14 protein-coding genes are annotated in these 14,450 nt (G+C 67.9%); 4 read left to right on the top strand and 10 right to left on the bottom strand.

What is annotated here, in order from left to right; genetic code table 11:
- Window positions 1-73 precede the first annotated feature (73 nt).
- A complete protein-coding gene (locus ACN20X_RS06785; RefSeq protein ID WP_016450272.1) occupies window positions 74-973 on the bottom strand; it encodes a transporter substrate-binding domain-containing protein in 900 nt (299 codons plus the stop codon).
- Between the two features lie 441 nt (window positions 974-1,414).
- Window positions 1,415-2,350, bottom strand: coding sequence for a LysR substrate-binding domain-containing protein (locus ACN20X_RS06780; RefSeq protein ID WP_016450271.1), 936 nt, complete (start codon window positions 2,348-2,350; stop codon window positions 1,415-1,417).
- Window positions 2,351-2,676: 326 nt separating this feature from the next.
- Here ACN20X_RS06780 and ACN20X_RS06775 point away from each other — a divergent pair, with 326 nt between their 5' ends.
- From ACN20X_RS06775 to ACN20X_RS06765, 3 genes are read left to right on the top strand one after another with little or no spacing between them, the layout of a single operon-like run.
- Entirely contained in the window at window positions 2,677-3,216 is a 540-nt protein-coding gene (locus ACN20X_RS06775) for a TRAP transporter small permease (RefSeq protein WP_016450270.1), read from the top strand.
- Complete coding sequence (locus ACN20X_RS06770) at window positions 3,213-4,511, top strand: TRAP transporter large permease (protein ID WP_016451794.1); 1,299 nt, start codon at window positions 3,213-3,215, stop codon at window positions 4,509-4,511. The genes ACN20X_RS06775 and ACN20X_RS06770 overlap by 4 nt, the downstream gene beginning before the upstream one ends.
- Before the next feature lie 32 nt (window positions 4,512-4,543).
- Entirely contained in the window at window positions 4,544-5,587 is a 1,044-nt protein-coding gene (locus ACN20X_RS06765; protein WP_016451795.1) for a DctP family TRAP transporter solute-binding subunit, read from the top strand.
- Window positions 5,588-5,757: 170 nt separating this feature from the next.
- Here ACN20X_RS06765 and ACN20X_RS06760 read toward each other — a convergent pair whose 3' ends face one another.
- Entirely contained in the window at window positions 5,758-6,426 is a 669-nt protein-coding gene (locus tag ACN20X_RS06760; protein ID WP_473210385.1) for a TetR/AcrR family transcriptional regulator, read from the bottom strand.
- Window positions 6,427-6,542: 116 nt separating this feature from the next.
- Here ACN20X_RS06760 and ACN20X_RS06755 point away from each other — a divergent pair, with 116 nt between their 5' ends.
- On the top strand, window positions 6,543-6,983 hold the full coding sequence (locus tag ACN20X_RS06755) for a hypothetical protein (protein ID WP_473210384.1): 441 nt from the start codon (window positions 6,543-6,545) through the stop codon (window positions 6,981-6,983).
- Window positions 6,984-6,991: 8 nt separating this feature from the next.
- Here ACN20X_RS06755 and ACN20X_RS06750 read toward each other — a convergent pair whose 3' ends face one another.
- From ACN20X_RS06750 to ACN20X_RS06720, 7 genes are all read right to left on the bottom strand, one after another.
- Window positions 6,992-7,939, bottom strand: coding sequence for a 2-hydroxyacid dehydrogenase (locus ACN20X_RS06750; RefSeq protein WP_016450265.1), 948 nt, complete (start codon window positions 7,937-7,939; stop codon window positions 6,992-6,994).
- A 75-nt stretch (window positions 7,940-8,014) separates the two neighbouring features.
- Window positions 8,015-8,977: a PDR/VanB family oxidoreductase gene (locus ACN20X_RS06745; RefSeq protein WP_016451799.1), complete on the bottom strand. Its 963-nt coding sequence runs from the start codon at window positions 8,975-8,977 to the stop codon at window positions 8,015-8,017.
- 35 nt (window positions 8,978-9,012) lie between these two features.
- Complete coding sequence (locus tag ACN20X_RS06740; RefSeq protein WP_017404540.1) at window positions 9,013-10,089, bottom strand: Rieske 2Fe-2S domain-containing protein; 1,077 nt, start codon at window positions 10,087-10,089, stop codon at window positions 9,013-9,015.
- A gap of 29 nt (window positions 10,090-10,118) precedes the next feature.
- Window positions 10,119-11,471: an MFS transporter gene (locus ACN20X_RS06735; RefSeq protein ID WP_016451801.1), complete on the bottom strand. Its 1,353-nt coding sequence runs from the start codon at window positions 11,469-11,471 to the stop codon at window positions 10,119-10,121.
- A gap of 254 nt (window positions 11,472-11,725) precedes the next feature.
- Window positions 11,726-12,199, bottom strand: a complete 474-nt coding sequence (locus ACN20X_RS06730) for a MarR family winged helix-turn-helix transcriptional regulator (protein WP_016446419.1) — start codon at window positions 12,197-12,199, stop codon at window positions 11,726-11,728.
- A 96-nt stretch (window positions 12,200-12,295) separates the two neighbouring features.
- Window positions 12,296-13,387, bottom strand: coding sequence for an aromatic ring-hydroxylating oxygenase subunit alpha (locus tag ACN20X_RS06725; protein WP_012203282.1), 1,092 nt, complete (start codon window positions 13,385-13,387; stop codon window positions 12,296-12,298).
- Window positions 13,388-13,514: 127 nt separating this feature from the next.
- On the bottom strand, window positions 13,515-14,273 hold the full coding sequence (locus tag ACN20X_RS06720; protein ID WP_016451803.1) for a GntR family transcriptional regulator: 759 nt from the start codon (window positions 14,271-14,273) through the stop codon (window positions 13,515-13,517).
- Window positions 14,274-14,450: the final 177 nt, after the last annotated feature.

Here is a 14,450-nt window from a genome sequence, read left to right as displayed (position 1 = left end):
CGGCAAAAACGGCGCCGCAACAAAAAACGCCCCTTCCAACCGCATGGCAGAAGGGGCGGCATTCAGCTGGTGCTTACTTGACTTCGTACGACTCCATGGGCTTGTCGTTGGGGTTGGCCCATGCGTCCTTGGTGGCGTCGGACAGCGGCAGGCCGACCTTCACGTTGGCCGGGGGAATCGGCTGCATGAACCACTTGTCATAGAGCTTGGCCAGGGAGCCGTCGGCGATCTGGCGCTTGATGGAGTCGTCCACGGCCTTCTTGAAGGCGGGGTCGTCCTTGCGCAGCATGCAGGCGATGGGCTCGACCGACAGGGTTTCGCCGACGATCTTGTAGTCGGCAGGTGCCTTGGACTTGGAGATGTTGGCGGCCAGGATGGAGCCGTCCATGATGAAGGCGTCGGCACGGCCGGTTTCCAGCATCAGGAAGCTGTCGGCGTGGTCCTTGCCCATGACTTCCTTGAAGGTCAGGCCGTCGGCGCGCTTGTTCTTGCGCAGGGTCTGCACCGAGGTGGTGCCCGTCGTCGTGACGATGGTCTTGCCGTTCAGGTCCTTGATGCCGGTGATGCCGGAGTTGCCCTTGACGGCGATGCGCACTTCTTCCACATAGGTGGTCACGGCGAAGGCCACATCCTTTTGGCGGGCCTGGCTGTTGGTGGTGGAGCCGCACTCGATGTCCACGGTGCCATTGGTCACCAGGGGGATACGGTTCTGCGAGGTGACGGGCTGGTACTTGATGTCCAGCTTGGCCAGGCCCAGCTGCTTCTGGATGTCGGCCAGCACGCGCTCGCCCATCTCGGTGTGGAAGCCCACGTACTTGCCATTGCCCAGCGTGTAGCCCAGGCCGGAGGATTCACGCACGCCCAGCGTCACGGCGCCGGAGGACTTGATCTTGGCCAGGGTGTCGCCAGCCTGCGCAAAAGCGCTGCCTGCAGCCAGGGCGGTCACGGCGATGGCCAACAAATGCTTCTTCATACGGGTCTCCTGAGATGAGAACGAAAACGGTCTTGATGAGAACGGTCGAGTCGCCTTGTGGGCTGGCTCGAACTATCAACGATGTGACACATATTGTGCAATCACGCACGGTGCTGGAGCACCGACACGTGCTAGGGCTTTCCAGCACGTCAGCCGGATTCAGGTAAGCAACTGCCGTGCCATGGCACGCGTTTTTTGCCCGATCCAGCGCGCCTGGGGGCCTGCACACGGCGTGGCTGCTGTGCGCGCACTCTAATGCCAGGCGTGGCAGCACAGCCAATGCCGTTTGCAGAAACCCTTATGCATGCCATGCATAATAGGTGTTTACCCTAGGCATAACCCATGCACCAAGTCGGTCTCTTGAAGGGCTTTGCCATGCACCAGCGTGCAGCAAAAAGGGGCTCGAGAGCCCCTTTGTCTTCATGTGTGCCGCCTGGCGTGTCAGCCGATGGTCTCGCCCTGCTCCAGCAGGAAGTTCCACAGCGCGCCGGCCACGCCCTGGGGCGCATCCTTGCTGGTGGGTTTTTCGCGGTAGGCACGCACTTCCATGTCCATGCGGAAACCGTCGTCACCGGCAGGTGCGGCGCTGACCAGGCGGCCGGCCTCCAGCTCGTTGCGCACGGCGCTGAATGGCAAAAAGGCCACGCCATGGCCTTCCAGCGCCATGGCCTTGAGGCCTTCGGCCATGTCGGTCTCGTAGACGCGTTCCAGGTGCACGGCCTCGGCCGCTTCCTTGAGGATGAGTTCCGTCACGCGGCCCAGGTAGGCGCCCGGCGCATAGCCCAGGTAGGGCAGCGGCTGGCCCTGGCGGCCCGGCAACTGGTGCAGCGGCAGGCCGTCGGCGTCGGGCCTGGCGTAGGGGGCGAGCACCTCATGGCCCAGGCTGACCATCTCGTAGCGCGCCGGGTCAAGCTGGAAGGGCTGGGACGGATGGAAGTAGGCGATCAGCAGGTCGCAGCCGCCCTCGACCAGGCGCATCACGGCGTCGTGCACGTTGAGCGCGAACAGCCGGCTGCGGAACGGCCCGAACTTGGCCTGCACGCTGGAGACCCAGTTCGGGAAGAAGGTGAAGGCCAGCGTGTGCGGCACGGCAAACCCCACCATGCCCTTGCCCGCGCTGACATGGGCCCGCAGCATGGTGCGCGTGCTCTGCAGCGACTGCAGCATCTCCAGCGCCTGGTCATACATGGTCTTGCCGGCCGGCGTGAGCCGGGTCGGGTAGGAGCTGCGGTCCACAAGGTCGGTGCCGGCCCAGGCCTCCAGTGCCTGGATGCGGCGCGAGAACGCAGGTTGCGTCACATGCCGCAGTTGGGCGGAGCGGCTGAAACTGCGTGTTTCAGCCAGGCTGACGAAATCTTCTAGCCATTTGGTTTCCATGCCCGCCATTATCCGCTGTGATGGAAGGCACCCCCTGGGCGGCTACGCCGCTTCCCCCTCTCTCTCCGGGAGGGGGACGGCACCCTCGGTGCGGGGCGGCCCTTCCTCGGTGCCTCCACGCCGGCCATGCCCGTATCAACGTCCCGCATGGGCCGCCACACTGAGGAAACCGCCATCTGATGCGGCGCTCGTATGCGCACATAATGGCGCTGCGCCGCATTTACCCAATGTGACATTTTTTCCTCACGGCCCCCGGCACACGACGCCGAGGAAGCTCAGTGACTGCATCTGCCCCGCCATGTGTAATTTTCTGACTCCCCGCGTCCATGTCATCCCCTCCCACCGAAAACGGCGCCGCTGAGACGCCTTCCCAGCCGGACGAGCCGCGTTCGCTGCGCATCGAGGACTGGCTCACCGTGGTCATCATGGCCCTGCTGGCCCTGATCACCTTCGCCAATGTGCTGGTGCGCTACTTCACCTCCTCTTCCTTCGCGTGGACCGAGGAAATCTCGGTCTTCCTGATGATCCTGCTGGCCATGGTCGCGGGCTCGGCGGCCGTGGCGCGCAACGCCCACATCCGCATCGAATACTTCGCCGAAGGCGGCAGCGCCCTGCGCAGGAAGCGCCTGGCGCGCTTCGGCACGCTGATGGTGGCCCTGCTGTTCGCGGTGATCGCCGCACTGAGCGTGCGCGTGGTCTGGGACGACTACCGTTTCGAGGAAACCTCGCCCGGCATCGGCGTGCCGCAGTGGTGGTATTCGATGTGGCTGCCCATCTGCTCGGCGCTGATCACGCTGCGCGCGCTGCAACTGTTCCTGCGCCAGGGGCGCCCCGGCGCCTTCGTGGACGAGGAGAAGGCGCCATGATCGCGACCCTGCTCTTCATCGCCTTCCTGGGCCTGATGCTCCTGGGCGTGCCCATCGGCGCGGCCCTGGGCCTGGCAGGTGCGGCCGCCATCGCGCTGGCCAGCCCCGACACGCAGTGGTTCGGCCTGCTGGCCGTGCCGCAGAACTTCTATGCCGGCCTGGGCAAGTACCCGCTGCTGGCGATTCCGATGTTCGTGCTCGTGGGCTCGATCTTCGACCGCTCTGGCGTGGCGCTGCGCCTGGTGAACTTCGCCGTGGCCATCGTGGGCCGTGGCCCCGGCATGCTGCCCCTGGTGGCGATTGCCGTGGCCATGTTCCTGGGCGGCATCTCGGGCTCGGGCCCGGCCAATGCCGCTGCCGTGGGCGGCGTGATGATCGCGGCCATGAGCCGCGCCGGCTATCCCGGCAGCTTCTCGGCCAGCGTGGTGGGCGCGGCCGCGGCCACCGACATCCTGATCCCGCCGTCCGTGGCCTTCATCATCTACTCGGTGCTGGTGCCCGGCGCCTCGGTGCCGGCGCTGTTTGCGGCCGGCATGATCCCCGGCATCCTGGCCGGCGTGGCGCTGATCGTTCCGGCCGTGTGGATGTCGCGCAGGCACAGGATGGGTGCGCTGGAATCGTCCATGCCGCGCCCGCCGTTCTGGCGTAGCCTGCGCGAGGCCTCCTGGGGCCTGGCCGCCCCGGTGCTGATCCTGGGCGGCATGCGCGCCGGCTGGTTCACCCCTACCGAGGCCGCCGTGGTGGCCGTGTTCTACGGCCTGTTCGTGGGCATGGTGATCCACCGCACCATCACGCTGCGCGACCTGTATCCCATCCTGCGCGAGGCCGGCGAGCTGTCGGCCGTGATCCTGCTGGTGGTGTCGCTGGCCGGCATCTTCGCGTTCTCGCTGTCCACGCTGGGCGTGATCGATCCGGTGGCCAAGGCCATCGTGGAATCGGGCCTGGGCGAGTACGGCGTGATGGCGCTGCTGATCCTGCTGCTGATCACCGTGGGCATGTTCCTGGACGGCATCTCCATCTTCCTGATCTTCGTGCCGCTGCTGCTGCCGATCATGCAGCACTACCACTGGGACCCGGTGTGGTTCGGCGTCATCCTCACGCTCAAGGTGGCGCTGGGCCAGTTCACGCCGCCGCTGGCCGTGAACCTGATGGTGTCCTGCCGCATCGCGGGCGTGCGCATGGAGTCCACCGTGCGCTGGGTCGGCCCCATGCTGCTGGCCATGTTCCTGGTGATGATCGCCGTGATCGCCTTCCCGCAGCTGGCTCTCTGGCTCCCAGCACGCCTGGGCTACTGATTTCCCAAAAATTCAACAAGGAGACCTTCGCAATGAAACTTCGCACCTTCCTCGCCAGCGGCCTGGCCGCAGCGGCGGCCCTGGCCCTTTCGTCCGCTCCCGCAGTGGCGCAGACACCGGCCAAGTACAAGAGCGAGTACCGCATGTCGCTGGTGCTGGGCACGGCCTTTCCCTGGGGCAAGGGCGGCGAGATCTGGGCCAACAAGGTGCGCGAGCGCACCAACGGCCGCATCAACATCAAGCTCTACCCGGGCGTGTCCCTGATCCAGGGCGACCAGACGCGCGAATTCAGCGCGCTGCGCCAGGGCGTGATCGACATGGCCGTGGGCTCCACGCTGAACTGGTCGCCCCAGATCAAGGAGCTGAACCTGTTCGCCCTGCCCTTCCTGATGCCCGACTACGCGGCTGCCGACGCTCTCACGCATGGCGAGCCCGGCAAGCGCCTGTTCCAGCGCCTGGACAAGGCCGGCGTGGTGCCGCTGGCCTGGGGCGAGAACGGCTACCGCGAGATCAGCAACTCCAAGCACGCCATCAAGACCCCTGCCGACCTCAAGGGCCTGAAGATCCGCGTCGTGGGCTCGCCGCTGTTCCTGGACACCTTCACCGCGCTGGGCGCCAACCCCACGCAGATGAGCTGGGCCGATGCCCAGCCCGCCATGGCCAGCGGCGCCGTGGACGGCCAGGAAAACCCCGTCTCGGTCTACATGGCCGCCAAGCTACAGTCCGTGGGCCAGAAGCATCTGACGCTGTGGGGCTACATCAACGATCCGCTGATCTTCGTGGTCAACAAGGACATCTGGGCCACCTGGACCAAGGAAGACCAGGACATCGTGCGCCAGGCCGCCGTGGACGCGGCCAAGGAGCAGGTCGTGATCGCGCGCAAGGGCATGATCGAGGCCGACAAGCCCCTGCTCAAGGACCTGGCCGCCAACGGCGTGACCGTGACCCAGCTCACGCCGGCCGAGCGCGAAGCCTTCGTCAAGGCCACGCGCCCCGTCTACGACAAGTGGAAGCAGCAGGTCGGCGCCGACCTGGTGGATGTGGCGGAGAAAGCCATTGCCGCGCGAACTCGTTAGAATGCTATCGGTTGATCGCACACTCCGGTAGAAGCAAAAGGCCCCGCTCTGCGGGGCCTTTTTTTCGCCATCCTGCTTCGCAAGGACGACCAGGACTTCAGCCCGCCCATCAAGGCATGCCTTGCTGCGAAGCCGGTCCAGCGAAATGGCACAGGCACAGCCCCTGCTGCCTATGGGCCAGGGGCACGGGCAGCGGCTCCCGCGTCCGTCGCGCCACCCAGCAACATATCTGCCCCCATCTCGCACAGCAGCTCCTCCAGTGCGCCCGAGGCGATCAGCGGCGAAGCCTCCAGCGAGGCAAAGCGCACCGTGCCCAGCACGGCCCGCGTGGCCACGTAAAGGCGCGCATAGGACAGCGAGGGGCCGCCCCAGCGCTGCAGGTGGGCGGCCATACGCTCGGCGGTCTCGCGCATGGACAGGGCAATGCGCTCGTCACCATCCTGGCGCCAGGCAAAGCGCGCCAGCTTGCGCCGCGCAGGCGTACGGCCCGCAAAGCCCTCGACGATGCAGGCGACCACGCCGCGCGCCACGGCCTCGCGCGGCAGGCCCTGCTCCGACGCCTGCTCCAGCCAGGCCTCGATGGCCGCGACGGCCGCAAGGCGCTGGCCATCGACCATGGCGCGCAAGACGGCCTGCTTGTCGGGGAAGTACTGGTAGAGCGTGCCGATGGAGACGCCTGCGCGCTCGGCAATGCGATTGGTGGTGAGCGCGGCTTCGCCCTCCTTGACCAGAATCTGAGCTGCTGCCTGAACAATGGCCTCCAGCGTGCGCTGCGCACGGGCCTGTACGGGCTGTCTTCTTCTCTGGGATTCAGTGGTAGCGGAGGTATGGGAGGGCATGCGGCAAAACCTGAGCACAAGGCGAGTTTTCTGCCCGGAGTTTAAGCACTACAGTGGCCGGCCATTGCAGCAAATCCCAAGGAATACACCATGAAGAAGCATCAGCACACCGGCGCGTGGGAAGCCCTGCCGTGAAGGGCGTGCAACTGCTGGCCCTGGCCGCCGCCCTGTTCGACACGGCGGCCGCGCTGGCCCACTTCGCCTGCATCGTCTGGGGGGGACGTGGGCTGCGGCTCATGGGTGCCGGCGAGCGCATGGCGCGCATGGCCGAGGCCGGGCACTGGTATCCGCCGCTGGTGTCGGCGGCCATCGGCGTGGTGCTGTCGCTGCTGGCAGGGTATGCGCTGGCAGGCGCGGGCCTGCTGGGTCCCCTGCCCTTCATGCGCCTGGTGCTGGCCGGGGCCGGCCTGATGCTGGTGGCGCGGGCCGTGGCCTATCCGTGGCTGAAACCACGCTTTCCGGACAACAGCGACCGCTTCTGGCATGTGTCCTCGGCCCTCTGCCTGGTCATGGGGCTGCTGCACCTGGCAGCAGCTGCCGGGATGGCACAGGGCTGAATCCAGCCTCAGGCCGTGACCGGCGAGACCAGCGGGCGGCCTTCCAGGTGGCAGCGCATGTTGGCGATGAAGCGGTCCACCGAGGCCTGCACGGCTTCGGGCGACCAGCCGCCCACATGGGGCGTGAGCACCACGGCGTCCAGGTCCAGCAGTTCGGCCGGTGGCGCAGGTTCGCTTTCGTAGACATCCAGGCCCGCGCCGGCAAGGCGGCCTTCGCGCACGGCGGCGGCCAGGGCGGCGGTATCGACCACGCTGCCGCGCGCGATATTGACCAGGTGGCCCTGCGGGCCCAGTGCGTCCAGCACCTGGGCGTTGACGAGATGGCGCGTACCCGGGCCGCCCGGCGTGGCGACCACCAGCACATCGGCCCACTGCGCCAGGGACAGCAGGTCGCCGAAGTAGCGGTGGGGCAGCCCGCTGCGCGGGCTGCGGTTGTGGTAGCCGATTTCCATCTCGAAGCCCAGCGCGCGCTGGGCGATCTTGGCGCCGATGGCGCCCATGCCCAGGATGCCCAGGCGCTTGTGCGAGACATTGGGCGGCAGCGGCATGGCGGTGCGCCAGACGCCGTCGCGCGTGGCGCGGTCCAGGCGCACCAGGCCGCGCACGGAGGCGATCAGCAGGCCCATGGCATGGTCGGCCACGCAGTCGTCATTGGTGCCTGCGCCATTGCCCACGGCAATGCCGTGGGCCTGCGCATGGGCGACATCGATGTTCTCGTAGCCCGCGCCCAGCGCGCAGACCAGCCTGAGGGCGGGCATGCGCTGCATCTGCGCGGCCGACAGGCCGATGGAGCCTATGGTCAGCACGGCCTGTATGCGCGTGCCGTGCTCGGCGATGGCGGCCTCGCACTGGGCGGCGTCGGGCGCGTAGAGCAGTTCGAAGGAGGGAAAGGCCTGGGCCATCTGGCGCAGATGGGCCTCGGTATTGAAGTTGAGGACGAGCAGGGCAGGTTGCATGGCAGGAAGGCGGCGCCCGCCGCCACAGGGCGGGCCTTGGGGGAAAACCTCATTGTGCGCCGGCCGGGTCCAGCGCTACAGGTCCAGCACCAGCCGGGCGGATTTCGCGCGCGAGCAGCAGGGCAGGAACTGGTCGCAGGCGGCCTGCTCGTCCTCGGTCAGGTACATGTCGCGGTGCTCGGGCTCGCCCGAGAGCACACGCGTGAGGCAGGTGCCGCACACGCCCTGCTCGCACGAGGTCTGCACCTCCACGCCGATGCCGGCCAGCGCCTGGACCACGGTCTGCTCGGGCGCCACGCGCACCACCTGGCCGGTGCTGGCGATCTCGATCTCGAACCCGGCATCGCCCTCGCGCTGCACGGCCTCGCCTGCAAAGAATTCGTAGTGCAGGCGGTCCTCGCTCCAGCCCGATGCGCGAGCCATGCCCAGGGCCGCGTCCATGAAGCCGCGTGGGCCACAGACATACAGGTGCAGGCCCGCCTGCGGGGCGCCGAGGAGCTGCGCCATGTCGAGCGCGCCCTCGCCATCCACATGCAGGTGCACGCGGTCGGCCCAGGGCATGGACTGCAGCAGGGCCGTGAAGGCCATGCGCTCGCGCGAACGCGCGCAGTAGTGCAGTTCGAAGTCGGCACCCTCGCGCGCCAGCTGGCGCGCCATGGCCAGCACGGGCGTGATGCCTATGCCGCCGGCCAGCAGCAGGTGCCGCGCAGGGCCACCCGCATGCAGCGCGAAGTGGTTGCGCGGTGCGCCGATGGCGATCTGCTGGCCTTCCTGCACCTGTTCGTGCACGGCGGCCGAGCCGCCGCGCGAGGCGGCCTCGCGCAGCACGCCGACCACGTAGCGGCCCGTGTCCTGCGGGTCGTTGCACAGCGAGTACTGGCGCACCAGGCCGCCGGGCAGGTGCAGGTCGATGTGCGAGCCGGCCGTGAAGGCGGGCAGGCTTTCGCCGTCCAGCGGCACGAGTTCAAGGCTGCAGATGTCCTGCGCCTCGGCGCATTTGCGCGCGACGCGCACCTGGAGGATGGGGTTGGCTTGCATGGGGAAAAAATGCGGAAAGGGATGGGTTCGGAAAATCAGGCCGCCGCCAGCGCACGGGCGCTGGCCTCGCGCAGCCGGCTGATCACGCGGCGCGCGCGGTTGGGGCCGGCGTCCACGTGGATGTCGATGACAGGGCGCGCGCCAAAGCGCTGCTGGTTGCGGAACTGGGCCTCGATGACGACCTTGTCCTCCTCGAAGGTGGCAGCCGTCTGGTCGATCACCAGGCGCGTGGTGTCCTGCATGTCGGGATGCGGGTTGGTGGCAATGGTCCAGAAGTAGTGGGCCGAATGCTCGGTCTCCGGCGTCACGCCGTGAAATCCCCGCATGTGAAAGCCCTCGCGCTGCGGATCGTCGAGCCGGCCGCTGCCTGCGTCCATGGCGCCGGTCCAGATGCACACGTGCGAGGGGTGGAATTCCACTTCCTGCCAGCGGTCGATGCGGCCCGCGAACGGCCAGGCTGCCGCATAGGTGGGCGGCGGGTCGGAGTCGGGCATCCAGCGCAGCACGGTGACGCTGTCCCCGTCCTGGCGGACCTGCAGCTCCGCATTCATGTGGATGCCGGCATTGCCGCCAATGGTCTTGAGGTGCACATAGCCCAGGTGGCTGAGGTCCAGCAGGTTGTCGTGGATGAGCTGGTAGGGCGCTTCGTAGTGGTAGACATCGCCGCCGAAGCGGTAGCGCGCATCGCCGTGCACGGGATAGGCGGGCGGCTCCTGCGCGGGCACGGAATCGGGCGTGGCGCCCATCCAGATCCAGAGGATCTGGTCACGCTCGCGCAGGTCGAAGGACTTGACGCAGGCCTTGGGCGGTATGCGCTGCTGGCCCGGAATCTCCAGGCACTGGCCGGCGCGGTCGAACAGCAGGCCGTGGTAGCCGCAGCGCAGGCCGCGCGCCTCCACCGTGCCGCAGGACAGCGGCAGCTCGCGATGGCAGCAGCGGTCCTCCAGCGCGGCCACGCTGCCATCGGGCGTGCGAAACAGCACGACGGGCCGGCCCAGCAGGGTGCGTGCCAGTGGCGCGTCCTGCAGCTCCCAGGCAAAGCCGGCGACATACCACTGGTCCAGCGGGAAGGCAGGCGTGGAGGCAGGTGCAATGGTGGTGCATTCGGTCATGGGTTCTCCTTCTTGTCTGCAAGTCGCGCTCAATGCGCCGACAGCGTGCGGCCCGTGGCTGCGGGCCTGCCGGCTTCGGGCCCCTGCAGCCGGTGCAGCGACACGATGCAGGCCGCGAACACGAAGGCCAGGCCATAGCCCACATAGAGCTGGCTGGGCGACCACGCGGCGTCCAGCAGCGAGCCCGCGACCATGGGCGAGACGATGGCGCCGATGCGCCCTATGCCTATGCCCCACCCCACGCCGGTCACGCGCACCTCGCCGCCATAGACCATGGGCGCGATGGCATAGAGCCCGGCCACGCAGCCGTTGACGAAGACGCCGATCAGAAAAGCCAGCGCATACGACAGCAGCAGCGAGCCCGGATTGCTCACGATGAAGCACAGCAGCACGGCCGTGGCCAGCATGAAGCCGGCCAGCGCGCGGTGCACGGGATAGCGCGCCGCCAGCAGGCCCAGCAAGGTGGCGCCCAGGATGCCGCCCAGGCTCAACAGCACCCCGCCGGTCACGCCCTGCTCGGGCGTGAGGCCCGAGGCGGCCAGCAGCTTGGGCGTCCAGCTCATGACGAAGTAAAAGCCGAACATCACCGCGAAGAACGACAGCCAGACCAGCAGCGTGGGCCGGCGCAGGCCCGGTGCGAACAGCTGCAGCGGGCCCCGCCGCGCCGGCCCCGCCGATGCGGGCGCGGCAGGCGGCAGCGCAGCCAATGCGGGCAGGCCCAGCCGCCCGACCAGGGCGTTGAGCCGCTGCAGCGCGCCGGCCGGGCGCCGCGCCAGCAGGAAGTCCATGGATTCCGGCAGTCGCCACCAGGCCAGGACCAGCACGCCCAGCGTCACGCAGCCGCCGAACAGGAAGACCGCGCGCCAGTCATGGCGCCCCAGCAGCCACACCGCGATGGAGCCGCCAATGCTGGCGCCCAGCGCGTAGCCCGTGGACTGCAGGGTGACGGCCAGGCTGCGCCAGCGCTGCGAGGCGTATTCGCTGGCGATCACGTTGCTGCAGGCCAGGATGCCGCCCACGCCCAGGCCCGTAAGCACGCGCAGCGCCGCCAGCTGCGTGGCGCTCTGGCTGAAGGCCGAGCCCAGCATGCCCACGCCCGAGAGGGCCAGGCAGGCCAGGATCAGCGGCCGGCGGCCCAGCCGGTCGGCCCAGGGCGCGATCAGCAGCGATCCGCCCGCCATGCCGAACAGGCCCGCACTGAGCAGAAAGCCCAGCTGGGCGCCGCTGAGCTGCCAGTGCGCCGACACGGCAGAGGCCGTGAACGCCATAACCAGGACGTCGAAGCCGTCGATCATGTTGAGCACCATGCACAGGGCTATGACCGACCACTGGAAGCGCGTCATGGGCCGCTGGTCGACGCTTGCACGCAGGTCGGCGCTCATGGCCGCAGCTCCCGCAACGGGCAGTTGGACGATGCGGCGGCGCAAGGCCGCTGCAGCCATGGAACAGGGGTAGAGGCAGTCATCGTGGGTCTCCTTGGGTTGAAGCTCTGTGGAAGCTTTCTTGTGTTCTCAGCACATCATTACGTATGCTGAATGTGATTCAGTTTACTGAATGAAAATCGGCGCCAGATACCGGGATTTCCCCGATCAGGCGGGGCCGCGCAGTCTCGGACGCGGAGGCGGCCGGGCCGCTGTCAGTCGGATGAGGAAGCGTCGAGGGCGTCGCGTGCGTCGTGCAACTGCACGAACTTGCGCAGCAGGCGCTTGAACTCGGCCTGCTCCTCGGGCTCCAGCGCGGCCAGCATGCGGTTGTGCAGTTCGTGCACATTCGGCACGAAGCCGCCCAGCATGGCCTCGCCCTCGGCCGTGAGCGTCAGGCGCCGCTGGCGCCGGGGCAGGATCTCGCGCAGCACCCAGCCCTTGGCCTCCAGTCGCGCCGCGATGTCGGCTGTGGTGGAGTTGTCCAGCGCCACCAGCCGCGCCAGCGTTACCTGGTCGATGCCCGGCTTTTCCTGCAGCATGCGCAGGATGGCGTACTGCACGGGTGTCACGTCCGGCCCCAGCACGTCGCGGAACAGCTGCGCCGCGATCTGCTGCGCGCGCCGGATCAGGTGGCCCGGCTGGTCGTAGAGGTCGATGGAAAGCGGATCGGAGGCGGAGTGGACCATCGGTGGCGGCAGGCCTTGCGGCCCTGGGGTTGAAGCCCGCCGAGATTACCCCATCCCCGGCGCCGGTCCTGGATGCGCGCCGGGCCATGGCCGGCCTCAGGCCACCGCGGCGGCAGGCTGGGCCGCTGCTGCGGCCACCGCCGCCGCCTGCTGTTCCTGCGCAATCCATTTGTCGATGACCTTGCGCGACTGCACGCCGCCCGCATCGATGTTGAGCTTGAGCAGCTTGCGGTCGGGGTGGGCACTGAGGTTGCGCTGCTGCAGCTCCAGCATCTGCAGGTCTTCGCTGAAGATCTTGTGCTGGCCCTCGCGTATGCGGTCGGTGACTTCGGCATCGCCCGGATTGAAGCGGCGCGCCATGCCCCAGAAGTACCACATGGACTCCTCGGTCTCCGGCGTGATGAAGTCCACCACCATGCTGTAGACCTTGTGCTCGTCGGGCGCGTCGTAGCCGCCGTGGCCTGCGTGGGCCACGCCGACCTCGATCAGCACATGGCTGGGCGGGGTGAAGCGGCAGACCTGCCAGCGGTCCACGGGCACATCGTCGGCCAGGCCGTTGCTGCGCAGCGCCATCTTCCAGAACGGGGGCGCGGGAATGTCGTTCATGAAGCGGCTGGTGACCACCTCGACATCGGCGCCCTCGCCGCGCGTCTCGGTCTTGCAGGGCGTCTCGTCGATCTCGGCCTGGCCGATGGAGCTGGCGTGCACATAGGTCTCGTGCGTCAGGTCCATGAGGTTGTCGATCATCAGCCGGTAGTCGGCCTGGATGTGGAACATGCCGCCGCCATAGGCCCATTCGGGGTTGTCGTGCCAGGGCAGCTTCGGGATGAGCGCGGCATCGGCCAGCGCCTTGTCGCCGGGCCAGACCCAGATGAAGCCATGGCGCTCCTCGACGGGATAGCTGCGGATCTCGGGGAAGCCGCGCACGCGCTGGCCCGGCATGGCAATGGTCTTGCCGTCGCAGCCCATCTCCAGCCCGTGGTAGCCGCAGACCAGCTTGCCCTCGCAGACAAAGCCCAGCGACAGGGGCGCGCCGCGGTGCGGGCAGAAATCCTCCACGGCGGCAATGCCGTGCTGCGCGCGGTAGAACGCGATGCGCTCGCCGCAGATGCGACGGCCCAGCGGCTTGTCCTGGATCTCGTCGGACGTGGCGGCCACGTACCAGGTGTTCTTGGGGAATGTGCTCATGGGGGGTCTCCTTTATGGGTGGGGTCCGCAGTCCTTGGCGCTGCGGTGGCTGGGGCGCAGGCGGCCGAGGCCGCCGGCGCACATCAAGGGCAGATCAAGCGCAGATCAAGCGCGGGTCAGACTCGAATCAGGCTCGGATCAACTGCACGCCAGGAACCGCATGGCTGCCGGGCTCGCTCACGGCTTCGCGCAGGTTGCGGCGCGCAATGCGCGAGTGCTCTTTCATCAGCGCCTCGGCCCGGGCGCCCTCGCGCGCGGCAATGGCGTCCAGCACCTGGCGGTGCTGGTCCTGGGCCACCATCAGGCTGTGGCGCGCACGCGGGGATTCGGCCCGCGCCAGCACAAAGCCCGAAGGCGAGGCGAAGGGCATGCGCACCACGCGCTCCAGCTCGCGCTGCATGACGCTGCTGCCGGCCATGGAATGCAGCAGGTCGTGGAATTCGGAGTTCAGCGCCACATAGCGCGAGAAGGCCTCATCGCCCCAGTCGGGCGTCTCCAGCACGCGGTCGATGGCATCCAGGCAGCGGCCGGCCTGCGCCAGCAGCGGCTCGGCCACGCCGCGCTCGGCCGCCCAGCGCGCGGCCAGGCCTTCCAGCGTGCCGCGCAGTTCGATGGCATCGGCCACGTCGGCCTCGGAGAACAGCCGCACGCGGTAGCCGCGCCCGCCGGCCATGGCTTCGAGCAGGCCTTCCTGCTCCAGCCGCATCAGCGCGGCGCGCACCGGCGTGCGCGAGATGCCCAGGCGCTGCACCACGGTCAGCTCGGCAATGCGCTCGCCTGCGGGCAACTCGCCCGCAAGAATCATCTCGCGCAGTTGCAGCTGGGCCTTGATGACCTGGGAATGGCTTTCCGCTTCGGAGGCGGCGGGGGCAAGCTGGGGGCTCATGGGGCTTTGTCTGGATGGAATGGCGTGAATGTATACATTCAAGGCGATTCATGGTGCACTTTTCCGCAAAAACACGGGAAAACACCAATCAAATGTATACAACCAATCCCATCAAAGACAGTGTCCCGCCTGTTTGTATACAGCGCCATGGCATCATGGCCGGCTCCCTTTTTCCCC

The sequence above is a fragment of the Delftia sp. PX-1 genome (assembly GCF_055797465.1).
Note: the sequence above shows the minus strand (reverse complement) of the source record. Positions and strands in the feature narration are given on the sequence as shown.